We start from the raw sequence: 23,181 nt of genomic DNA, 5'->3' as shown, positions 1-23,181 counted from the left end.
CGCCGGGCGCGCTCCTCTTGGGCTCCGGCTTCCCTCCCACGCGCCTTCGCAAAAGGATCGATTCCAAATCTGCACAATGTCGCCTTTCCGATTGCGCTCTCGCAGGTCCCGATGTTTGCCGGGAGATGAAGGTCGTTGATGTCACAACGGCCCGGGATGACATTGAGCAGGGAGTGGGCATCACCCTCGCGCCCTGATATCAAGGGGCGCACTCTTTCTGGAGGTCTCACATGACGAAGCCATTCGATATTTTTGTCGCCGAAGCGCCTGACGTGCTCGCCGTTCATTGGGGCTGGACTCTTGCGCTCGGAATTGCAATCGGCGCTCTTGGCATTCTTGCGTTGATACGCGCCCGAGCCGCGACCCAGATTGCTGTAGGTTTTTTTGGCGCGCTCCTAGTCACATCGGCGGTGGCGATCCTGTTCTTTGATATCTCGGTCGCGGGCCTCTGGTCCGGCTTCTTCGTTCACGTCCTGTCCGCCGCGCTCGTCGGCATCGTCGGCGTGATGTTGCTGACGCGGCCATTGGTGGGCGCGCAGGCCATCACATTGCTGCTCGCCTTCTACTTTCTTGTGAGCGGCTTGACGACGATCGGCTTCGCCATTTCCGCTCACGTCGACGGATTGTGGATTTACCTTGCTCAGGGCGCGGTAAGCCTGTTCCTCGGCGCGCTTTTGCTCGTCGGCTGGCCGTTTACGGGTAATTGGGTGATCGGGACCTTTATCGGCGTCGATCTGCTGTTCAAAGGCATGTCGATCATTGCCTTGGGCTTCGGCCTGCGGGCGATTTCGGAAGGCCCTCTCATGTGAATGGCGACGAAACGCCGGGTTTGATCGCCGATTCAGGCGACGCCAGGTTGATGGAAAACGGCGGCGCGCCGGCGATCGGCCTGCCGTCGTTTTCGCCTGCCTTCATCGAGCCGCCAGCGAGAGGATCAACAGGCAGGCCAGCACGAGACTCAACCATCGCCAGAAGATGAGCGGGTTGCGTTCGTAAAGCGATTTCCTGCGCGGCCGCGCCGGCTCCGCTCGCGCTGCGCCGTTCTCGAGTTCGAAGGCGAACTCGAGAACGTCCCCGAAGCGGTCGCGCGGATTGACGGCGACGGCGGTCATGACCGCGCCGTCGAGCCATGCCGGCAGGTCGGGCCGCTTCGCGCCGAGCGGCTGCGGCTTGCCGAAACGCGGATTGCTGAAGGGTTCGATTTCGCCATAGGGGTAGGCGCCGCTGAACATGCGGTAGACGGTGACGCCGAGCGCGTAGAGATCGGACATTTCGTCGCCGGCGGCGCCCTGGAACAGCTCCGGCGCCATGTAGCTTGGCGTGCCGGGAATGTCCTGTGTCGGGAAATCGTCCAGATGCGGCGCGCGGCAGACGCCGAGATCGACGAGCCGCAACCCGCCGTCGTGAAGGAGAATGACGTTGTCGGGCTTTATGTCGCGATGGATGACGCCGGAGCGATGAAGCGTCGCGACCGCGCGCGAAAGGCGCGTTGCGATCGACAGCCCCTCCGGGATATTCATTTTCGGGCCGCGCCGCAGGCGCTGCTCCAGCGTCTCGCCGTCGTAGAAGGGCATTGCCGAATAGAGGCGGGTCTGACGGCCCGGCGGCAATTCGACGATTTCGCCGATAAAGGGGCTCCTCACCCGCGCAGCGACCCAGGCTTCATTGACGAAGGCAAGCCTGTAGGTCGCGTCGTCCGCAATGCGAGGATGCGGAAACTTCAGCGCGAGCGCCTTGCCGTTTTGCAGGTCGGTCGCGCGCATCAGCAGGCTGTAACGCCCCTCCGAGATGACGGCTTCGAGCCGGAAATCGTCGACCGTCTCTCCAGCAGCCGGCAGGTCGCGAACTGGAAGAGCCGACACAGTGCGCGACAAGGCGCGTTCATCGGCCGGGGGCAGATCGACGATGTCGATCACGAGAGCGGTGACATTGTCGCTGCTTCCGGCGTCCAGCGCCGCCTCGACGATTTTTTGCGACGTTTCCCGAGGCGAGCGCCGTTCGGCGAGCAGATCGCGCAGCCGCGCGTGGCGCAAGGCGCCATGGACGCCGTCCGAACAAAGCAGAAATCGATCATGCAGGCTGAGACCATGGGACGCATGCTCGAAAAGCAGCGTGTCCTCGAAACCCACGGCGCGGCGCAACGCATTGGCGAATTCGCCGCGACCGACGACGTGATCTTTCGTCAGCTGCTCCAGACCATTGGCGTCGAAGCGATAGATGCGCGTGTCGCCCACGTGGAGGACGAAAGCGGCGCGCCGCGACAGAATCAGCGTGCTGAAGGTGGTCGCCATTCCCTCAAGCGCCGGATCGACGCGCGCCTGCGCCGCAATCCAGGCGTTGGCCGCTTCGAGCGACCGCGCCGCCGCGCGAATGACGCCCAGCGTCTCGGGCTGGGCGTAATAACCTTCCATGAACGCGCGCACGGCGGTTTCGGCCGCCTCGCGCCCGCCCTTGTGGCCGCCGACGCCATCCGCGACGGCGGCGACCACGCCATGCAACGCCCCTGCGCCGCGCGGACCGAAACAGACCCCGACATAGTCCTGATTGTCGGGGCGCCGGCCCGCCCGGCTGGCGAAGCCCGCTTCGACTCGAAGATCATGATCGTAGCGGGTGAGCAAAATCGACCTCTGGGCGGACTAGATTCTCGCGCCCGACACGGCGCCCCAGGTGGTACGCCAGCGGGTCTTCACGACAAGCAAGCCGATGAGGCCGAGCAGCGCAAGTAGTCCGAAGAACATGAACCCCGCCGCGAAATTGTCGGTCGCTCCCTTGGAGAAGGCCAGCGTCTTGGCCAGGAAGAAGCCGCCAAGACCGCCCGCCGCGCCGACGAGCCCCGTCATCGCGCCGATTTCCCGCCGGAACCTCTGCGGCAACAGCTGGAACACCGCGCCATTGCCCATGCCGAGGCAAAGCACGCCGAGCGAGAACAGCGCCACCGCCACAAAGGCGATTTGCGGAAGCTCGGTCAGTCGCCAGCCCGGCGCGCCTGCCGCCGGCGCGGGACCCGCCGGCAGAAAGGCGATGGCGAAGTAGCAGGCGGAGACGATCAGGAACAGGAAGGACAGGGTCTTCACGCCGCCGATGCGGTCGGCGATATAACCGCCGACGGGACGGAAGCCGGAGCCGAAAGCGACGATCAGCGCGACCATGAGGCCCGCGGCGACGCCGTTCGCATGATATTGCGTGGTGAAGTAGAGCGGCAGCGCCGACGCGAGGCCGACAAAGCCGCCGAAGGTGATGAAGTAGAAAAACATGAACCAGCGGCTGTCCGAGTCGAGCAGGATCTTGCCATAGTCGGAGAGGCTGATCGTCGTTTTCGCGCCCGGCGGATCCCTGGCGATGATCGCATAGATTACGGCGACCAGAACCATGAGGGCGAGCAGCACGCCATAGACCGCCCGCCATCCGAAGGTTTCGGCGATCCACGGCGCGAAAAGGGTGTCGAGCACGACGCCCATGTTGCCGGCGCCGGCTATGCCCATCACCACGCCCTGATATTGCGGCGGATACCAGCGGCCCGCCTGCGGCAAGGCGACCGCGAAGGACGCGCCGGCGACGCCCAGCGAAACGCCGAACAATGCGATTGCCGCCGGACAGGTCAGCCCGAAGACGGCGACCAGAGAAACCGCGAATATCACGATGACCTGGGCGGCGATTCCGGCGCGCTTGGAGCCGATCGTGTCCGCGAGAATACCGAGCGGCATGCGGAAAATGGCGCCGCCGAGAACGGGGATCGCGACGAGCGACAGCTTGTCCTCGACAGGGATATGCATGTCCTTCGTGATGTAGACCATCAGCGGTCCGAGAGAGACCCAGGCCATGAAGCTGATGTCGAAATAGAGAAACGCCGCAAGCAGCGTCGGCCAATGGCCGGCTTTTTTGAAGTCGTCGAGTTTCATGTCTGCTCCTTTCAAAACCGGAATTTCACGCTGGCGCCAGCTCGCGTTTCGCCGCGGTCGCGTCGTTGATGAGGCGCTGAATTTCGGGCCGGCACGAGCCGCAGCCGGTTCCCGCGCGGGTCTTGCGCCCGATGGCGTCGACCGTATGCGCGCGATCCTCTATAGCCGTTTCAATTTCTCTTGCGCCGACGCCGTGGCAGACGCAGATCGTCCGGCCGCAGTCGGCGTTGGCCGGCGGCCGCCCGGCGAGCAGCCCCATCAGAGCTTTCGGTTCGCGGGTCGCGAAACTCTCGCAAAGGAAGGCGCGCGCGGCCGCGACCGGCGCGCGCGAAACGATGAGGAGACTCTGTGCGCGCCCGTCGCGAACCGCCAGAAGGCGGAAGGAGCCGCGCGCTTCATCCGCGACGCTGGCGATCTCGCAATCGCCGTTCAGGCCGAAAAGCTCGCGGGCGTAGCGCTCGAAGTCCTGCGGCTGGTTCAGTCCGGCAAGCTCCATGCGCCAGCCGAAGGTCGTGCGCGCAAGAGCCCAGTAGTCCGCCTCGACATGGTCGGGTTCATCGCGCATGAGCGCGAAGCCGAAACAGGCGGCGGGCCAGGGCTCGACGTCGACGCGCGAGCCTTTGGAGTCGGGCTGTCCGGACAGGGGGTCCGTGTTCGCCTCGACGAGCGCGTCGATCCTGCAGTCGCTCGAATTGCGCCCCGTCCAGTGCATGGGCGCGAAGACCGAGCCCTCTCTTTGGCGATCCGTCACGAGCGCGCGAAGGATAACGGCGCCATGCGCGTTGGAAAGCCGTACGAGGCTCGCCGGCGATATGTCGAGGGCGCGAGCGTCGGACGGATGTATTTCGACGAATGGCTCCGCGATATGTTGCGACAGGCGCGGCGAAACGCCGGTGCGCGTCATCGTGTGCCACTGGTCGCGGATGCGCCCGGTGTTGAGAATGAACGCGCCGTCGTTCTTGCGACTCCGGGGTGGCTGGAAGGGTGTTGCGACAAGCCGGGCGCGCCCGTCCGGCGTGAAATATCCGCCCTCGGCGAAGAACCTTTTCGGCTCGTCGTTCGGCGCCGCATCCCTGGGGAGGGGCCATTGAAACGGTTCGAGGCGATCATAGTCGGCCTGAGAAATATCCGCGCAGGCCGAAATGTCGAAATCGCGCGAACCATTGTTGAGACGCCCCGAGAGGCCGGCATATTCCCGGAATATGTCGCAGGGCCCGCCGTAGTCGAAGCCCTCCGCAAAACCCATGAGCTTCGCGACGCGGCAGACGCTCCACCAATCCGGCATCGCTTCGCCCGCAGCCGCGCGAAGCGGCCTCTGGCGGGAAATGCGCCGTTCCGAATTCGTGACGACGCCGTCCTTCTCGCCCCATGCGCGCGCGGGCAGCAGAACATGCGCGAAGGCCGTCGTGTCCGTGCGCTCCATGACGTCGGAGACGACAACGAAGGGGCAGGACGCCAGCGCGGCTTTCACGCGATCGGCTTCGGGCAGGCTGTCGACCGGATTGGTGCCGATGATCCACAGCGCCTTGATCTCGCCGTCGCCGACCGCTTTGAACAGATCGATCGCCTTGAGACCGGCCCGGTTCGCGATGGTTGGCGAGCGCCAGTAATGCCGAACGATGTCGCGATGCTGCGGATTGTCGAGCTCCATGTGGCAGGCGAGCTGGTTGGCCAGTCCGCCGACCTCGCGCCCGCCCATGGCGTTCGGCTGCCCGGTCACTGAAAAAGGCCCGGCGCCCGGCTTGCCGATGCGCCCCGTCAGGAGATGGCAATTGATGATCGCATTGACCTTGTCGACGCCGCAGACGGACTGATTGACGCCCTGGGAGTAGACGGTGACGACGCGCGCGTTTTCGGCGTAAAGTCCGAAAAACCGTTCGATGGCTGTCGGCTCGAGTCCGGTCGCCTTCGCGACAGCCGCAACGTCCCATGCGTCGGCGACGGCGAGCGCGTCTTCGAGTCCGCGCGTGTGGCGCGCGACATAGGCCGCGTCGCGTCTTCCGGTCTGTTCGAGGTGGCGCAGAAGGCCGAGAAAGAGCGCCACGTCGGAGCCGGGCGAGAGCGCGAGATGGAGATCGCAAATCTCGCTCGTCGCCGTGCGGCGCGGATCGATATTGACGATGCGCATGTCCGGCCGCGCGGCCCTCGCGCGCTCCAGTCGCTGGAACAGCACGGGATGGCACCAGGCGAGATTGGAGCCGACGAGAATGACGAGATCCGCGAGTTCGAGATCTTCGTAGCAATTGGGGACGACGTCGGCGCCGAAGGCGCGCTTGTGGCCGGCCACGGAAGACGCCATGCAGAGGCGCGAATTGGTGTCGATATTGGCCGAGCCGATGAAGCCCTTCATCAGCTTGTTGGCGACATAATAGTCTTCCGTGAGCATCTGTCCGGAAACATAGAAGGCGACCGAGTCTGGCCCATGCGCGTCGACAGCCGCGCGAAAGCCGCGCGCGACGCGCGACAGCGCCTCGTTCCAGCTCGCGCGCTGGCCGTTGATCCGGGGGTGAAGCAGACGCCCTTCGTGGGTCAGCGTTTCGGCGAGCGCGGCGCCCTTGACGCAGAGCCTGCCGAAATTCGCCGGGTGCTCCTCGTCGCCGGAAACATGCACGGCGCCGGCGCTCGACACCAAGGCCTTGACGCCGCATCCGGTCCCGCAATAGGGGCAGGTCGTGCGGATGATCTTCGACGGTGCGTTCACGGCCGTCTCCCTTATGGCGTAACCGCGACGCCCATTTCGAGATAGATGCGCCCTTTCTCGATCTTCACCGGAAAGCTGCGCGCGCAGCCGTGATCGGCGCCCGTTGCTGTACCGCTTTCGAGATCGATCACCCAGTTGTGCAGGGGGCAGGCGACCTTTCGTCCGTGCACGATCCCTTCGCTCAACGGGCCGCCCTTGTGCGGGCAGCGATTTTCGAGCGCGAAGACCTCGTCGCCGGCGGTGCGGAAGACGGCGATGTTGCGCCGGGGCGTCTTCACGAGCCGCGCGCCGCGCTGAGGGATCTGATCGAGCGGTCCGATGTCGAACCAGTTCGGCGACATATCGTTCATGGCGCGTTACTCCGCAGCGATTTGCGCGATGGGCGCGACGATGGCGAGGGGGGTGAACTCCTGCGAGCCGAAGCCCGCCGCGCGCTCCGCCCATGGGTCCTTGCGCACCGCACGCTGCGAGACGAGGAAGCGCTCATAGAGCGCCTTGCGCGCGTCGTGATCCTCCATGATCAGACGGCGCACGCGCTCGAGCCCCGTTTTCTCGACCCATTTGTAGAGGCGGTCGAGATAGGCGGCCTCTTCCCGATAGAGCTGAAGGACGGCGGCGACATATTCCAGCGCCTCCTCTTCGGTCTCGACATGGCCGAGAAGATCGGTGGCGCGCACATGAAGCCCCGCGGCGCCGGCGATATGGATGTCGTAGCCGGAGTCGACGCAAATGACGCCGATGTCCTTCACCGTCGCTTCGGCGCAGTTTCGCGGACAGCCGGAGGCGGCAAGCTTCACTTTCGCCGGCGTCCACGATCCGCAGAGCAGGCGTTCGAGCCTGACGCCGAGGCCCATCGAGTCCTGCGTGCCGAACCGGCACCATTCCTTGCCCACGCAGGTCTTCACCGTGCGCAGGCCCTTCGCATAGGCGTGGCCGGACACGAGGCCCGCGCGATTGAGCTGCGCCCAGACGGCGGGCAGATCCTCCTTCCTCACGCCCAGCAAATCGATCCGCTGCCCGCCGGTGACCTTGACGGTCGGGATGTTGAAACGCTCCGCCACATCGGCGATGGCGCGTAATTCGTCGGGCGTGGTCAGACCGCCCCACATGCGCGGAACGACGGAGAAGGTTCCATCCTTTTGAATGTTGGCGTGCACGCGCTCGTTGACGAAACGCGACTGGCCGTCGTCGCGATAGGTCAGCGGGAAAGCGCAGAGCAGATAATAATTCAGCGCCGGGCGGCAGGTCGGACAGCCGCAGGAGGTCTTCCAGGCTAGTTCCTGCATGGCGGCGGGCATGGAGTCGAGCGTCTTCGACACGATGAAGCCGCGAACTTCCTCATGCGTGAGGTCGGTGCATTTGCACATCGGCCGCCGCGCGGCGCCTTTGTATTCGTCGCCGAGCACGCTGACGATGAGCGTTTCGACTTTCGACGTGCATTGACCGCAGGAGGCGGAGGCCTTCGTTTGCGCGCGCACCTCGTCGAGCGAGGTGAGTCCCCCGCCCGTGATCGCCGAGACGATCGCGCCCTTGCACACGCCGTTGCAGCCGCAGATTTCCGCATCATCCGGCAAGGCTGCAACGGCCGCCGTAGGGTCCAGCGGAGACCCTCCCTGATAGGCCTGACCGAAGATCAGCGTGTCGCGCATCGCCCCGACGTCCGTCTGTTTCTTCAGCAGATCGAAGAGCCAGGGGCCGTCGTCGGTCTCGCCATAGAGCACAGCGCCCTTGACCCGATTTTCGCGCAGCACGATCCGCTTGTAGACTCCGCGCGACGGATCGCGCAGCACGATTTCGTCGTCGTCGTCGCCCTGGGAGAAATCGCCTGCCGAAAAGAGGTCGATGCCGGAGACCTTGAGCTTCGTGGAGGTGACCGAACCCTCGTAGCTCGCTGCGCCATCCTCGACGAGTTGCGCGGCGACGACTTTCGCCATTTCAAAAAGCGGCGCGACAAGACCGTAGCATTGGCCGCGATGTTCGACGCATTCTCCGACCGCGTAGATGTCGGGATCGCTCGTGCGCATCGCGTCGTCCACCATGACGCCGCGTTCGACGGCGAGACCGGCAGTCCTGGCGAGGCTGGCGTTCGGACGAATGCCGACCGCCATCACCACCATCTCGCAGGGAATGACGCGGCCGTCGTCGAGCTTCACGCCTTCGACCTTCGCGTCGCCGAGAATGGCCTGCGTATTGGCGCCGGTCAGCACCTCGATGCCGCGCTTCTCGATCGCCTTTTGCAGGAGATAGCCGGCCGAAGGATCGAGCTGGCGCTCCATCAGCGTCGGCATCAGATGAACGACGCTGACCTCCATGCCCTTGGCCTTGAGGCCCGCGGCCGCCTCCAGTCCCAACAGACCGCCGCCGATGACGACGGCGCGGCCGCCCTTTCCAGCCTGCCGCAACATGACGTCGACATCGTCGAGATCGCGGAAAGTGACGACGCCCGGCAGATTGACGCCGTGCACGGGGATGGCGATCGGCGTGGAGCCGGTGGCTATGAGCAATTTGTCGTAGGTCTCGACACGCCCCGACGCCGTCGCCACGCTCCTCGCGTTTCGATCGATGGCGACGATGGTCTCGCCCTTGTGAAGCGCGACGCCGTGGCGCGCATACCAGCCGTCGTCGTGAATGATGATGTCTTCGTAGCTTTTCTCGCCGGCCAGAACCGGCGACAGCATGATGCGGTTGTAATTGACGCGCGGCTCCGACCCGAAGACGACAACGTCGAACGCATCGGCGCGGCGCTCGAACAATTCCTCGAGCACGCGGCCGGCGGCCATGCCGTTGCCGATGACGACGAGCCTGGGGCGTTTGTTTTTATCTCTGGCGATGGACATGTTACCGACCCTGCTAAGCGTCCTCGCGGTCCGTCCACAGGTCGATCGGCTTGGCTGGGGGAGCAGGGCAAGACGACCATCGTCGCATCGGATTCCCATACGGGAGTCCTTCAGGCGACATCTGTGATACGAACCCATCGTCGGGCTCGTGTCCGGCGGACCGGAGGTCGTCGTTGACTGGAAATGATAAAGCACGAACCGGGCCAGCCTTCGCGCCGCGGTCGAGGTCGGGTCGCATCTGGCTGGAATCAGCTGCTTTGCGGAGCCGCCAAGGCTCGTGAAGGGCTGTCGGCCGATTTGCGGCGACGCCGTCTTTGAAGGCGCCTTCGCATAGAAGGTCGCGCGGTTGCTCAAAATCTGGGCGTGCGCAAATCAGGCGGACGATCCCGTATTCACTCCAGGTGGCGTCGACGCGGTTCTCCGCGCCGCGCCGAAAATCGTCCGGATCGATCGGCTATCCCGCTTTCTCCGCTGCGGTCATATTGAAAGCGTCGCTGGTCAAGGCGCTCACCTTTCCCCGTCGACGATGACCCGATCGCCCGCCTCGAGCGCGCCGTCGCTGATCTCGGCGAAGGCTCCGTCGTCGAGTCCCGGCTTCACATCGACGGGAACCGCAGCGCCCTCGCGCCACGCCCACACGCGCGCCCATCCCGCGGGCGGCGACGCAGCCGGCGCGCTTGCGGCGGGGACGTAAGTCAGGGCGCGGCTCGGGACGCGCAGCACATTCTCCCGCCGGTCGAGCTCGATGCGAAGCGACGCCGCCCCGCCCGGCTGCGCGGCGGAAGCCGGCGCCGGCGCGTCGACGACGATCCTCGGGCCGCGCTGTGTCGGGACGATCTCGCGCAGCCTGCCCTCGATTCGCTGCGCCGCATCGGCGGCGAGGGTCGCCGTCACCGTGGCGCCGGGCCGCGCCTGCAGGGCCGCGCCCGCCTCCGGCGCGGCTTCGATGTGCAAGGCGTCCCTGTCAGCCGGATCGACGCGGAACAATATGTCGCCCGCCTTCGCCTTCCCGCCTGCCTCCAGACGGCTATCGCGGATGGCTCCGCCGACGGGCGCGACGACCGCCGCGCCCTTCTCCAGCGCCGCGCGCAACGCCGCTTCGCGCCGGCTCGTCTCGGCCTGCGCCTGCGCCAGGCGGGACTCCGCGCGCGCCGCTGCGGCGCGCGTTCTCGCCTTCCGCTTGCTCGTTGCGCTTTCATAGGCCGCCTTGGCGCGTTCGAACGCATCCGCGCGTTTGCGCTGCGCCGCCTGCGCGGCATCGAACGCCCGACGGGCGCGGGCGACCTCGGCCTGGAGATCGGGAGGGATGATCCTTGCGCAGACGCGCCCGGCGTCGATCCGGTCGCCGACGGCGCACGCCGCCGCATCGATCGTCCCCCCGACCGGCGCAGCCGCCTCGGCCGGCGGCGCGGAAACGACGACGCCCGCCACATCGGCGGTCCGGACGATATCGCCGCGCTCGACCGTCGCCAGCTGAAGGCTCGCCTCCTCGCGCATGGCCCGCCAATAGAGCGCTCCGCCTGCGGCGACGCCGACAGCGAGCGCGAGGCCCGCAGCCAGAGGCGCGTAGCGGCGAATGGGGGACGGCGCGGCGATCGCGATCTCTGTTTCGGGCCGGGTCTTCGGGCGCCTGTGGCGCTCGCTCCACCATTTCTCGAGCTCCATCACGACAAGCAGAGATGAGCCGGCGACGAGCAAGGCGCCCCATTCGGCAAGCGTCGGCGGCCAGATCCGCAGCGTGTCGGCAAGGCCCGGAACATGCGACGCCAGAAGATGGATGGCCTGGGCGCCGAAAACGCTCGCCACGAGCAGCGGACTGGAGAACAGGCCTCTGTAGAACAGGGAATGATGTTCCGAGCGCGCATTCAGCGCCTGGAAATTCTCGAAGATGACGAAGAGCAGAAGCAGCAGGTTGCGCGCGTGATTCGTCTCGTAGCCCTGCGCGATCAGCCAGTAAAACAGGCCGAAGCCGACGCCCGCCATGACGATCGCCGAATAGAGGTTGCGAACAATCATCACGCGGTCGAAAATCGGCTCCTCGGGCTTGCGCGGCGGATAGGTCAGCTCGTCGCCCTCGGGCTTTTCGGCGGCGAGAGCGATATGCTGGACGCCATTGGTGACGAGGTTGAGCCACAGCAGCTGCACGGGCAGGAGCGGCATGGGCAGGCCGACCGGGATCGTGAGCAGGAAGAGCAGCAATTCGGCCGCGCCGGTCGAGACCAGAAGGAAGATGACCTTGCGGATGTTGGCGTAGGCGACGCGGCCCTCCAGCACGCCGCGCACGATCGACGCGAAATTGTCGTCGGCGATGATGATGTCGGCGCTTTCCTTGGCGACGTCGGTGCCCTGCTTGCCCATGGCGACCCCGACATGCGCATGTTTGAGCGCCGGCGCGTCGTTGACGCCGTCTCCCGTGACGGCGACGAAATGACCGTTGCGCGCGAGCGACAGGACAATGGCGAGTTTCTGTATCGGCTCGACGCGGGCGTAGATGCGGGCGCGCCTGGTCAAGGCGTCGAGCGACGCCTCGCCCGCCTCCTCGGCGCGACGCACCTCGTCGCCCGTGACGATCTGGTCCGGGGAAAAGTGCATGCCCGCCTCTCTGGCGATGGCGGCGGCCGTGCCGGGCGCGTCGCCCGTGACCATCGCCACGACGACGCCGGCGTCGTGGCATTCGCCGATGGCGCGCCGCACTTCCGGCCGCAGCGGATCATGCATGCCGACGAGGCCGAGAAAGACGAGGTTTTCGAGATGGCTCGGGCCATAGCCATCGTCGGGCTCCGGCGCGATCTCGCCTTCGGCGAAGGCAAGGACGCGCAGACCCCTCGCCGACAGTTCGTCTTTCTGGCGCCAGAGCGCCTCGCGGTCGATCGGGGCCAATGCGCCGCCGACGTCCATCCGGCCGGCCATGGCGATGAGCGTCTCCGGCGCGCCCTTCGCAAAAACGCGAACGGCGCGCTCTTCCTCGTGGAGATGGAAGGAGGCCGCATATTTGAGGTCCGGCTCGTAGGGGATGCGTTTGACGAGCGGATAGCGCGCGCGCAGATCCTCATGCGCGACGCCGCTTCTGTACGCGGCGACCAGCAAGGCGACGTCGACCGTGTCGCCTATGCCCTTGATCTCTTCCTTTTCGCGACGGATTTCCGCCTCGTTGGGCAGCGCCGCCGCGCGCAGCAGCGCCGCGAGCAGGAGATCGGCCTGCTCGTTGCGCGTCGCGCCGCGGAAGGAATAGGATTCGACGCCCTCCCCGGGCTCGAGCGACAGGGCCGAGCCGTCCGGCAACACGATGTCGGTGACGGTCAGCTCGTTGCGCGTGAGCGTGCCGGTCTTGTCGGTGGCGATCATGGTGCAGGAGCCGAGCGACTCGACCGCCGCCATCTTGCGCACGATCACATTGGCCTTGGCCATGCGCCGCATGCCGATCGCCAGCGCCACGGCGATCGCGACCGGAAGCCCTTCGGGGATGGCCGCGACGGCGAGGCCCACCGCCATCATGAAGAGCTCGACGATCCCCATGTGGCGCAGATAGCCGACGACCATCAGAACGCCCACGGCCACGGCGACGAGAACGGCGATGAGCTTCGAAAACCGCTCCATGCGGATGATCAGCGGCGGCTGGGACGCGGATGGCTTGACGAGTTCGCCGGCGATCTTGCCGACTTCCGTCGCGAGACCCGTCGCCGTCGCTTCTCCGACCCCGCGCCCGCGCGTGACCATCGAGCCCGCGAAGACCATGCCGTCGCGCGGCGTCTCCTGCGTCTTCGTCGCCGCGACCTTCTTCACCGGCAGGGACTCGCCCGTCAGCAGTGATTCATCGCAGCGCAGATCGATGGCTTCGATCAGCCGCATGTCCGCGGGCGCCCGGCGTCCGGCCTCGAGCAGCACGATGTCGCCCGGCACGACATCGCGCGCGTCGATTTCCTGCTGCACGCCGTCGCGCAGGACAAAGGCGCGCGGCTGATCCTGTTCGCGCAGCGCGGCCGCCGCCTGGCCGGCGGAATATTCCTGAACCGCGCCGATAATTCCGTTGATGATCAGCACGACGCCGATGAAGATGGCGTCCTTGGCGTCGCCGATCGTCATCGCGACAGCCGCCGCGCCGACAAGAATATAAATCAGCGGACTGAGAAACTGTCTGAAAAAGACTGCCGCGAAGGAGGGGGGGCGCGCTTCCGGCAGCGCATTCGGGCCGAATTCTGCGAGGCGCTCCTGCGCTTCGCGGGTTGTCAATCCGTCCATGATGCTCCTGAAAACTTATCGCGCTCTCTCGCGCAGCCCCGGGATCTTCGCGGCGTTCGTCGCCGCGCGGAAATTGTTGGCGACGCAGCGAAGCTCCGCCAAGCTTCGCCTTATGCAGAAGGATGGCGCCCGGGCTCCCGAGCGCAATGCGAATGGACAGGCCCCCGCTCGCAGCTCCGATCCAGGCGTCCGCAATAAATTAGAGCGGCTGTCCGCGAGGAACAACGGTCGCGAACGACGCAGGTCGAGCCATCGCCACGTGGAACCATGAAAACCGATGGAGCCTCGCAAAAAAGGGATTTCGGGAAATGACGCCGCGCCGGGGGTATGAAATGGACCCTGTCATCGGTTCCGGCTCGCGAGGCGGCGAGAACCGCTCGAAGCTCCGACGATCGCGCCGGGTGGATAGAGAGGAGGCTTCGAGTCTGCGACTGTTCGGCGGGGATGGGGCCGCCCTGCGGCGCCTTCGTGTTGCGGAGTCCGGCCTTCTCCTCTAGTGCGGTCGAAGCGGCTTGCCGCCTGGGCTTCATCTTGTTTTGTCAACAGCGGGGCTGGGGAAAAAATGGTCGAAGGATTCCCTTCGGGGAAGGCCGATTCCGCGCCGGGACAGGCGACCCGGGACGCCATCACCCGTCTCGTCTTTCTCAGCCATCAGCCGGAGAATGTGGACGTTGCGCTCGTTCTCGGCTCTCCGTCGATCAGCAACATTCTTCCCGCCGTTTCTCTCTATATGCAGGGAATGACGCGCCGGATCGTCGTCACCGGCCATGGACCCGCAGACGGTTCGGAGCCGGAATGGCGCGTCTACCGTGATTACGCGTTGAGCGCCGGCGTGCCCGAGGCGGCGATTCTCGTCGAGCCGCACGCGCGCAACACGCTCGAGAATTTCGTCTTCAGCGACAGACTCATCGCCGATGAAATCGGCTGGTCGAACATCGGCTCCATGGCGATCTGCAGCAAGCCGTTGCATGCCCGGCGCGCCTACATGACCGCTCGCCGGCATTTCCCGAAGGACGTCGTTCTGTTGATGACGCCGCCTAAGCATCCCGCCGACATTCAGGCGGACGACTGGTGGCGCACGCCTGTCGGGCGCGAGCGCGTGATGGGCGAGTTGCGCCGCATTGGCGAATATGCGGTCAAGGGCGATCTTTCGATTGACTGACGGGCGCGGCATTTGCGGACACAGGCGCGTCCATCTCGTCGGCGTTCAGGGCTCCGGCATGAGCGCGCTCGCGCGGCTGTTCATCGAGAGCGGCGCCTGTGTCACCGGCAGCGACGAGGTCGATGGCGACAGGCTTCGCGGGTTACGCGACATCGGGGCGGAGGTCAGCGTCGGTCACGCCGCCGACAATCTCGGGCGGGCCGATCTCGTCGTCTTCAGCCCCGCCGTGCCGCGCGACAATGTCGAGCTGAAGGCGGCGCGCGAGCGGGGCCTCGTCATTCGCTCGCGCGCAGGCGCGCTGGCGGATCTGCTGGATGGCCGCGACGTCATCGGCGTCGCCGGCAGTCACGGGAAGACGACGACGGCGGCGATGCTCGCCGCAATCCTCGAACACGCGGGGTTTTCGCCCGGTTTCACGATTGGCGCGGCCGCGCCTGCGCTCGGCGACGTCAACGCGCGCTGGAGCGAAGGTTCGCTCTTCGTGGCGGAAAGCTGCGAGGCGTTCCGCGCGCTCGACCATGTGCGGCCCGCCCATTGCCTCGTGACGAATGTCGATGACGAACACAGCGAGCACTATGGTGGACGCGACAGGCTCGAAGCGGCCTTTGCGGCGATGATCGAGAGGACGCGGAGTGACGGCCATATCGTTCTTTGCGGCGACGATCCGTTTCTCGCCGCAATGGCCGAAAAGCCCGGTTCCCGCGCCGTTACTTACGGATTTGGCGACAAGTCGTCGTGGCGCGCGGACAGGATCGAGCGCGGGCGCGACGCCGTCGCTTTCGACGCCATTGCATGGGGGCGGCCGCTTGGCCGCATTCGGTTGAAAGCTCCCGGCGCGCATAACGCCGCCAACGCGCTCGGCGCCCTCGCACTGGCGAATGCGCTCGGCGCGCCTTTCGACGCCGCCGCCCTTGCGCTGGAGCGCTTCATCCCCGTCGGCAGGAGATGGGAGCGGGTTGGGGAAGCGGACGGCGTGCGCATATTCGACGATTTCGCGCATCATCCGACCGAGATCGCGGCGACGCTCGCCGCCGCGCGCGACTCAGCCGAAGCAGGCGGGAAGGTCGTCGCCATTGTCGAACCGCTGTCGCACGCGCGCATCTGTCGTCTCGCGACGCATTACGCCCGCGCGCTTTCGATGGCGGATTACACGATCGTCCTTCCGGTCGACGGAGCCGGCGAGCCTACTCCGGCGGATTCCTCCGACGCGCTCTTGCATGATGTGTTTCGCCGCTCCGGCTTGCGCTTCGCCTGTTGCAATGGTCCGACGGATGCGGCGTCGACCGTCGCGGCTCTCGCCGGCCCCGGCGACGTCGTCGTGACGATGGGCGCCGGTCTCGCGCAGCGTTGCGGACCCGCGATAATCGCCGCAATATCGGAGCAAAAGCCGTGCGGGGAACGACCGCCCGCGCCCGTGATTCAGCCCCCTGCCCCGACGCCGCTCGCCGATGGCGGCGAACGCCTGCATTCGCGTTTCGAACGCATGGGAGCGCTTCAACCCTCCGCGCCCTGCGTCATCGACGGAGAGACGACATGGACATACGCGGGCATTGCGAAGGCGTCCGATCGCGTCGCGCATGAGCTGATCAAACGCGGCCTGCGTCCCGACGACATCGTCGTGCTCCGCCTGAATAAATCCGCGCGACTTGTCGCCCTCATGATCGGCGTGCTGAAAGCTGGCTGCGCATTCGCGCCGATCGACCCGAAAATGGAGCGGCCAGGGATCGATGCGGCGCTCATGCGCGCGGGAGCCGCGCTCGCCATCACGGATGAAGCGCCGCGCCATGGCGGTTTGTCGGGCGTGGACTGCGTCGACATCGAAAGCTTCTGGCGCGCGCTCGCCGCCGCCGCGCCCCCGCCCTGCCCCGCGACGGGCGGCAATCTCGCCTATGCGATTTTCACCTCGGGTTCGACGGGAGAATGCCGTCTTGTCGGCGTCGAACATCGCAACGTCACGAATGTCATCGACTACGCTGTCGAGGAGTTGATCCAGCCCGAGGATCTCGCGCTTGCGCCCTTTATCGATTCGATCAGTTTCGACGCCAGCGTCCATCAGATCTTCACGACGCTCGCCCATGGCGGCGCGCTGTTGATCGAGCGTGACCTCGCGAGCCTGCTGAAATCGAAACACGCGGCCGCGATCACTGCGCTTGGCGCCACGCCGTCGGTCTTGCAGCGGCTGATCGAGGCGTCGTCGCTTCCGGTCTCGCTGCGCCTCATCATGGTCGGCGGCGAAGCGGTTCCCGCGTCGCTCGTCGCGCGTCTTCGCGAGGCTCGCGGACTGCGCAGCGCGCTGAATTTCTACGGCCCGTCCGAAACGACGATCTATTCCACCGTCGCGCGCCTGCTCGACGCGGACGCCGCTTCCCGTCCCGGTGAAGTCGCCGGGCGCGTCATCGGCTTTCCCATTCGCGACACGCGCGTTCATCTCGTCGATGACAATGGAAACATCGTCCCCGACGGCGAGACTGGCGAAATCGTCATAGCGGGCGGAGGCGTCAGCCGCGGCTATCTCGGCGACCCCGCATTGACGAACGAGCGTTTCGGCGCGGATATTTTCTCGTCGCGCCCCGGCGAGAGAATGTATCGCACGGGCGATCTCGGCCGGCGGCTTTCCGACGGATCGCTGGAATTCATCGGCCGCAAGGATGCGCAGCTCAAGATCAACGGCGTGCGCTTCGAGCCCGTCGAGATCGAGACGCAGCTCGAAGCCTGCTCCGGCGTAGAACGCGCCGCCGTCGTTCTCTCCTCGCAAAGGAGCGGTCCGCCGCAACTCGTCGCCTATGTGACTGCGGCCGCCGACGCCGACTTCTCCCGCATCCGCGCCGAGCTCGACAAGCGGCTGCCGAAGGCGCTGACGCCAGGACTCATCCTGCGTGCGCCCGATCTGCCGCTCACCGTCGGCGGCAAGCTCGACCGGCGCAAACTCGCGCAGCTCGTTCCCCTCGCAGCCATGCTGCGGCCCGCGGCGCCGCCGCGGGACGACATCGAACGGCGCCTGCTCGACATATGGCGGAAAGCGTTGCGGGCGCCGGCGCTCGGCGTCGACGACGACTTTTTCGAGACGGGGGGCGACTCCCTCGCCGCCATGACGCTGACGCTCGCCGTCGAAGACGCATTCGACGTCCGGCTCCCGGTCGAGGCGTTCGAACAGCTGGCGACGGCGGCGCATATGGCGACTTTCGTTCGCAGGGCCCTCGATGATGGCGCGGCGACGCAGTCCGGCGCGATGGACGATTTCGAGACGTCGCTGGGCAAGATCAGAAACTATCTCGCCGGCTGGAAAGGCGCCCGGCGGACGCCGGAGTCACTCATCGTCACGCTCAATGAGGCGGGTGGGCGCGGGGGTCTCTTCTGGTGCTTTCAGGCCTATCCCGAGCTTGTCGCGCTCGCCGGGGAGCTGGGACCCGATCAGCCGGCGCATGGCATGCGCTCGGGCCATCTCGCATTTGAATACAGGCCGGACACGATCGAAGCGCTTGCGCGGCTTTACGCGCAGGAAATCAACTCCATCCAGCCCGAAGGCGCGATCGCGCTCGGCGGCAATTGTCAGGGCGGCCTCATTGCCCGGGCGACGGCCTTGGCTTTGCGCGCGCAAGGGCGCCGCGTCGACCGCCTTATCCTCATGGAGCAGGACGGCTACTGGCCGTATGACGAGCGCGTCGATCTCATTTTCGGCGAAGACAGCAGCTTCAATCCGAGGCGACGGATATCGGAGCCGGATCCCGCCCTTCGCGCGGCCTATGCCGGAGGTTATGCGCTTCACTTCATTTCCGGCGAGCATGGCGAGTTCTTCGAACCTCCGAACGTCGGCAGTCTCGCCGGAGCCATCCGCTCCATTCTGGCGGGAGGGGATTCGGCCTGCGCCTAGATCGGGCGCAGCAGGCAGCGATATCGCGCGCATTGCAATCCGGCGGGATCGATCCCGATGCTGCGATCGAAGGCGACGCAGTGAAATCCCGCGTGGCGCAGCATCTCGAAAGTAGAGTCGGCGGGCGCGAAGAACTCGAAGCGTCCGGACGGCGGCGTGACGAAAATCAGCTCGCCCCGGGCGCCCGCGGCGAGCGTTGCGCCCATGAGGCCGGCTGAGAGTTCATCGAAATGGCTGCCGGACTCCGCCGCGTCCATCAGTCCCGTCAACGTCGATGTCCATTCGACGCCATGGCGCAGCAGCGCGTTCGTCGCGGGAAGCACGGGACGCTCGCGCAATCCGGTCGCGTCGGTGAAACTGACCATCGCAAAACCGTCGGCTTTCAGCACGCGCTGCGCCTCGCGCGACAGTTTGGGCGCCAGGACCGGCGGCAGGCAGTTGAGCGTGAAGTCCTGAATGACGATGTCGAAGACCGCGTCCGCGATCAGCGCCGAAAGATCGCAGGCGTCGCCCTGCAGAAAGTCGACATCTGGGATGCCGACGCCGAGACGATCGTAGATGCGCGGGAGATCGAGAAGATCGACCGCGACGACGTCGGCGCGCGCGACGCCCGCCTCCGACAAACGGCGCCGCAGCGCCTCGACATTCTGCGGAGCCGTATATCCCTGAATGAGGCAGGAGGCGCGGCCTCCGAGCGCCGCAAGGGCTTCGCGCGCCTCGTCCATCCGCGAGAAGGAGCGAAGGCTGCTCTCGAGCGTCGGGAGATCAGGCGCGAAATGCGCGGAGGAGTTTACATATTTCGCGACAAAAAGCTCGTCTGCGTGTTCAGTGAGCGTCCCGAGAGACATTTGTTGATTTCCGCGAGGATTTGACCCGGTTTTCTCACCGGGAGGCGACCGAGATCGATTTATGTTTCGGCGCTCATGCCGGGGTCAAGGCCGGGCTTTCCGTCTCGTGTTTTTCTCGCCAATGAATCTGGCGTTAGCCCGAAGGCGCCTTTCGTGGTTTCAAAGATATCGCGATGATGAGCGCGACGACGCGTGAAACACTTACCGGGAGGACGCGGGATCGAATGCGGGTTATGATGAGGGCGGCAAATCGGGGACGCTCATGACGATTGTCCGAATGGATCATTTCACCATTCTCACACGGGATGCGAAAGGCTCGGCCGCTTTCTACGGCGATATTCTCGGCCTCGCGCCGGGGCCTCGGCCGGCCTTCGATTTCCCCGGCGCCTGGCTTTATGCCGGGGAGCGGGCGGCGTTGCATCTCGTCGAGCGGCCGGACGCGCCCGCGGGCGGCGGCGTCTTAGACCATGTCGCCTTCTGGGGCGAGGGCCTTCCCGCCTGTCTCGAAAAGCTGAGGGCGCGCGACGTGGCGTATGAGCTGCGGAGATTGCCGGAAGGCGGACATTGCGCCGGCGTTTGGCAACTCTTCTTCCTCGATCCCAATGGCGCGAAGATCGAGGTCGACTTCGCCGCCGCGGAAAGCCCCGGCGTCTAGAGGGTGTTATGCACCTTGGATCATGAAATCTGCTGCGCGCTTGAGCATGAGACATGCGAAGGCGACGACGTGGAGTCCTGCGAGGGTCTGAGCATAGCGCTCGTAGTCTTTGACGAGCCGCCTGCATCGCGTCGCCCAGGCGAATGAACGCTCGACCACCCAGCGCTTGGGCAGCAACACGAAGCCCTTCTTCGCTTCGGCAAGTTTGACGACGCACAGTTCGGCGCCTTGCGCCTTCGCCGCCTCGGACGCCTTTTCGCCGGTGTAGCCCTGATCGACATAAACGAGTTCGACGCTTTCGCCTGTCACATCCTGCACGGCTGCGATGAGCTTGCCGACCTCGGCGCGGTCATCGACATTCGCCGGCGTGACATGCAACGCCAGCAAATGGCCCAATGTGTCGACTGCCATGTGCAGCTTCGAGCCGCGCTTTCGCTTCGCGCCGTCATAGCCCGCTCGTGGGCCGCTCTCAGGGGTCGAGCGCAAGGTGCGGCTGTCGATGATCGCCGCCGTCGGCTCCGCCGCCCGCCCGGAAGCGACGCGCAACTGGGCGCGCAGATCCTGCGCAAGCGCCTCGAACACGCCCGCCGACAGCCAGCGCTGCGATTGCTGATACACGGCGAACCATGGCGGCAGATCGTTGGGCATGGCGCGCCAGGCGATGCCGTAGCGCAGCACGTAACGCAGGCCGTTGAACAGCTCGCGCAGCGAATGTTGACGCTGCGGCGCGCCTTCGTCCATGAGCGTCAGATAAGGCGCAACCAGCGACCATTCTTCGTCGCTGACGTCAGACGGATAAGGTTTGCGAATCGGAGACATCCGATTCTACTAAGACAATCAATCACCAAAGTACATAACACCCTCTAGAGCAAATTCGGCGAATTTGCTCTCGCTTCAAATCTTGTCGCGCGTTCAAACGGAAAACCGCCTACACTTTTCCTGAACGCGCTTTAGAGCGATTCCTGTCGCGCGGGGACTGCGGGCGGCGGCGCGAGTTCGGGGTCGTCGCTATCCCTCAGTCCCAGCAGTTCATAAATGCGGAACGGCGTGCTGCGGCCTTCGACCGTCACCACGTCGAGATCGCGTACGACGAGGCGCGCGCCCGCCGCCGCCAGCACGCTGTCGGCGATGCAGATCGTCGTGCCGAAGCGTTTGTTCATGCGTTCGAGCCGCGAGGCGACATTCACGCCATCGCCCATCGCCGTATAGCTCATCCGCTCGGACGAGCCGACATTGCCGACGAGAACATGCGCCGTATTGAGCCCGATGCGCAGCCGCATCTGCGCGCGGCCCTCACGGGCCCATTCCCGATTGAGCCTTTCCATTCGCCGCGCCGCGCGCAGGGCTCCGGCGCAGGCGCGAAGCGCATGGTCCTCCATGGAGAGCGGCGCGCCCCAGAAGGCCATGACGGAATCGCCGATGAATTTGTCGACCGTGCCCCCCTCCTCGCCGACCGCTCCTGTGACGGTCGAGAAATATTGCGACACCTGAAGCAACAGTTCGTCGGCGTCCATCGCTTCCGCGAGGGTGGAGAAATTTTCGAGATCGGAGAAGAAGACGGTCAGGTTGCGCGACTCGACGCCGAGCCCCAGCGGCTGGTTGGAGCTGACGAGCGTGCGCACGAGATCCGTCGGCACATATTGCACGAAGGTCTGCAGCGCGTTGCGCAACAGCGCGAAGCCTTGTTGCAGGTCGGATATTTCCCGGATGGGCGAAGCGCGCGTCTGCGCCGGCGCGAAGCGGAGCGCCTGTATTTCGTGCGACTGCCGCGTGAGGCTGCGGATCGACTGAGAAAGGCTGCGCGACAGGAGATAGATCAGCAGCATCCCCAGCAGCAGGGCAAGGCTCGTCACAAGGGCGATGACATGGCTCGTCGCCTTCAGTTCGCCGATGAAATCGTCGGTCGGCGTGATGACCACGACCTGCCAGGGGCGCCCGAACTCGGCGGGAAAGCCCAGAAAGGAGACGTTCAGCTCCTCGCCTTCCGCGCTCGTGAAGCGGAAGGCGTCGCGCCCCAGCTCGCGCCGCTTCACAGCCGCCTGACGGATGCGGCTGTCGGCGGTGTTGTCGAGCGTGGCGAACTCCAGCGTCTTTTCGGTCCGGCGCCGCGCCTTTTCCGGATCGGGATGCGCGAAGATTCGGCCGTCCGCGTCGACGATGAGCGTGAGGCTGTTGCGGCTCGCCTGGTTGGCTTTCAGAAACTCCGAAAGCATCTGCATGGTCACATTGGCGGCGACAATGCCGATGAAGGATTCGTTTTCGGCGCCGGATGCGCCGGAAACGAGAATGGGGCTTGAAAGCGCGATGACCGGATAGCCCGTGTCGGGGTTGATCGAGGGATCGGTCATGACGAAGGCGCGGCGCTCCCTCGCGAGCCGGTATTGTGGCGTCGCAGGCATGTCGAGCGTCGTCTCCTCGTCATAGGCCTTCAAGACATGCGGCCAGACGTCGAAGAAAGTGCGCCGGCGCCGCCGGTCCGCGCCTGCGGAATAGGCGTCGACATAGCTCGAATGCCACATGGCCTGCGGCGGAATTCTCGGATCGGCGCTGCGACGGTCCTCGTCGATGCGCGTGACGACGCGATGGTATCCGTCCTCGAAACTCACATAGAGCGCATCGACCTGCGGGATCGGCCGCAATGTCTGATAGAGAATGTCGCGACTTTCGTTTTTCCTGAAGAAATTCGGATCGGCTGCGGCGAACTGCGCCACGGCGCCGATGCCGGTCTCGACGACGCCGAAGAAATTATATGTCGAGGCGATGATCGCGCGCTGCGACTGGGCGACGCGCTCCTCGAGCAATGCGCGGCCGGCGGCCGAGAGTCGTGAATAGCCGAAGGTCAGGATGAACAGCAGGACGGGAATGACCGAGACGGCGATCCCGAGCGTGAAGACCGTGTTCAGGCCGAGTTTTCCGGCCCGGGTTGCAGACAGGCGACCGTCGAAAGCCATTTGACCTTTCACGCAGGG

General features: G+C 65.6%; 12 protein-coding genes and 2 pseudogenes. 4 read left to right on the top strand and 10 right to left on the bottom strand.

Going from position 1 to position 23,181, the window contains the following annotated elements; genetic code table 11:
• Window positions 1-230: 230 nt before the first annotated feature.
• Window positions 231-809 (top strand): HdeD family acid-resistance protein, encoded by a 579-nt coding sequence (locus MET49242_RS00400; protein ID WP_036279282.1) that lies wholly within the window; start codon window positions 231-233, stop codon window positions 807-809.
• Between the two features lie 102 nt (window positions 810-911).
• Here the strand turns inward: MET49242_RS00400 and MET49242_RS00395 are convergent, their stop codons facing one another.
• The 7 genes and pseudogenes from MET49242_RS00395 to MET49242_RS00370 form a co-directional block, all read right to left on the bottom strand.
• Window positions 912-2,618, bottom strand: a complete 1,707-nt coding sequence (locus MET49242_RS00395; protein ID WP_036279278.1) for a bifunctional protein-serine/threonine kinase/phosphatase — start codon at window positions 2,616-2,618, stop codon at window positions 912-914.
• Window positions 2,619-2,636: 18 nt separating this feature from the next.
• Complete coding sequence (locus MET49242_RS00390; protein ID WP_036279274.1) at window positions 2,637-3,899, bottom strand: MFS transporter; 1,263 nt, start codon at window positions 3,897-3,899, stop codon at window positions 2,637-2,639.
• A 25-nt stretch (window positions 3,900-3,924) separates the two neighbouring features.
• Complete coding sequence (locus tag MET49242_RS00385) at window positions 3,925-6,600, bottom strand: nitrate reductase (protein ID WP_036279271.1); 2,676 nt, start codon at window positions 6,598-6,600, stop codon at window positions 3,925-3,927.
• Between the two features lie 11 nt (window positions 6,601-6,611).
• A complete protein-coding gene (gene nirD, locus MET49242_RS00380) occupies window positions 6,612-6,950 on the bottom strand; it encodes a nitrite reductase small subunit NirD (protein WP_084678793.1) in 339 nt (112 codons plus the stop codon).
• A 6-nt stretch (window positions 6,951-6,956) separates the two neighbouring features.
• Window positions 6,957-9,437, bottom strand: a complete 2,481-nt coding sequence (gene nirB, locus MET49242_RS00375; RefSeq protein WP_036279269.1) for a nitrite reductase large subunit NirB — start codon at window positions 9,435-9,437, stop codon at window positions 6,957-6,959.
• A 507-nt stretch (window positions 9,438-9,944) separates the two neighbouring features.
• A pseudogene (locus MET49242_RS25940) lies at window positions 9,945-10,817 on the bottom strand (efflux RND transporter periplasmic adaptor subunit); the annotation flags it as partial.
• Window positions 10,818-11,051: 234 nt separating this feature from the next.
• Window positions 11,052-13,676: pseudogene (locus MET49242_RS00370) on the bottom strand (cation-translocating P-type ATPase); the annotation flags it as partial.
• Between the two features lie 562 nt (window positions 13,677-14,238).
• Between MET49242_RS00370 and MET49242_RS00360 the strand changes: the two are divergent.
• Together MET49242_RS00360 and murC are read left to right on the top strand one after the other, a co-directional pair.
• Window positions 14,239-14,838, top strand: coding sequence for a YdcF family protein (locus tag MET49242_RS00360; protein WP_051133877.1), 600 nt, complete (start codon window positions 14,239-14,241; stop codon window positions 14,836-14,838).
• Window positions 14,831-18,709, top strand: a complete 3,879-nt coding sequence (gene murC / locus MET49242_RS23055; protein WP_051133876.1) for a UDP-N-acetylmuramate--L-alanine ligase — start codon at window positions 14,831-14,833, stop codon at window positions 18,707-18,709. Before MET49242_RS00360 ends, murC begins: the two co-directional genes overlap by 8 nt.
• Here murC and MET49242_RS00350 read toward each other — a convergent pair.
• Entirely contained in the window at window positions 18,706-19,557 is an 852-nt protein-coding gene (locus tag MET49242_RS00350) for a class I SAM-dependent methyltransferase (protein ID WP_036279264.1), read from the bottom strand. The two genes, murC and MET49242_RS00350, sit on opposite strands and share 4 nt — an antisense overlap.
• A 262-nt stretch (window positions 19,558-19,819) precedes the next feature.
• Between MET49242_RS00350 and MET49242_RS00345 the strand changes: the two genes are divergently transcribed.
• The gene (locus MET49242_RS00345; protein WP_036279261.1) at window positions 19,820-20,212 is read left to right on the top strand and encodes a VOC family protein; all 393 of its coding nucleotides are present in this window, start codon (window positions 19,820-19,822) and stop codon (window positions 20,210-20,212) included.
• Window positions 20,213-20,218: 6 nt separating this feature from the next.
• Here MET49242_RS00345 and MET49242_RS00340 read toward each other — a convergent pair whose 3' ends face one another.
• Together MET49242_RS00340 and MET49242_RS00335 are read right to left on the bottom strand one after the other, a co-directional pair.
• Entirely contained in the window at window positions 20,219-21,031 is an 813-nt protein-coding gene (locus tag MET49242_RS00340; RefSeq protein WP_036279258.1) for an IS5 family transposase, read from the bottom strand.
• A gap of 131 nt (window positions 21,032-21,162) precedes the next feature.
• Window positions 21,163-23,163 carry an adenylate/guanylate cyclase domain-containing protein gene (locus MET49242_RS00335; protein WP_036279250.1) on the bottom strand — a complete coding sequence of 667 codons (2,001 nt, stop codon included), beginning with the start codon at window positions 23,161-23,163 and terminating at the stop codon, window positions 21,163-21,165.
• Window positions 23,164-23,181: the final 18 nt, after the last annotated feature.

Source organism: Methylocystis sp. ATCC 49242 (assembly GCF_000188155.2).
Taxonomy (GTDB): domain Bacteria; phylum Pseudomonadota; class Alphaproteobacteria; order Rhizobiales; family Beijerinckiaceae; genus Methylocystis.
The sequence above is the reverse complement of the archived record's forward strand: the minus strand, read 5'-3'. Positions and strand labels throughout refer to the sequence as shown.

What these genes read in the sequence shown, in the direction of transcription:
- MET49242_RS00345 (WP_036279261.1), top strand. Translation starts at nt 19,820, where the DNA reads ATGACGATTGTCCGAATGGATCATTTCACCATTCTCACACGGGATGCG.
- MET49242_RS00340 (WP_036279258.1), bottom strand. Translation starts at nt 21,031, where the DNA reads ATGTCTCCGATTCGCAAACCTTATCCGTCTGACGTCAGCGACGAAGAA.
- MET49242_RS00335 (WP_036279250.1), bottom strand. Translation starts at nt 23,163, where the DNA reads ATGGCTTTCGACGGTCGCCTGTCTGCAACCCGGGCCGGAAAACTCGGC.
- MET49242_RS00390 (WP_036279274.1), bottom strand. Translation starts at nt 3,899, where the DNA reads ATGAAACTCGACGACTTCAAAAAAGCCGGCCATTGGCCGACGCTGCTT.
- MET49242_RS00350 (WP_036279264.1), bottom strand. Translation starts at nt 19,557, where the DNA reads ATGTCTCTCGGGACGCTCACTGAACACGCAGACGAGCTTTTTGTCGCG.
- nirD (WP_084678793.1), bottom strand. Translation starts at nt 6,950, where the DNA reads ATGAACGATATGTCGCCGAACTGGTTCGACATCGGACCGCTCGATCAG.
- MET49242_RS00360 (WP_051133877.1), top strand. Translation starts at nt 14,239, where the DNA reads ATGGTCGAAGGATTCCCTTCGGGGAAGGCCGATTCCGCGCCGGGACAG.
- MET49242_RS00400 (WP_036279282.1), top strand. Translation starts at nt 231, where the DNA reads ATGACGAAGCCATTCGATATTTTTGTCGCCGAAGCGCCTGACGTGCTC.
- nirB (WP_036279269.1), bottom strand. Translation starts at nt 9,437, where the DNA reads ATGTCCATCGCCAGAGATAAAAACAAACGCCCCAGGCTCGTCGTCATC.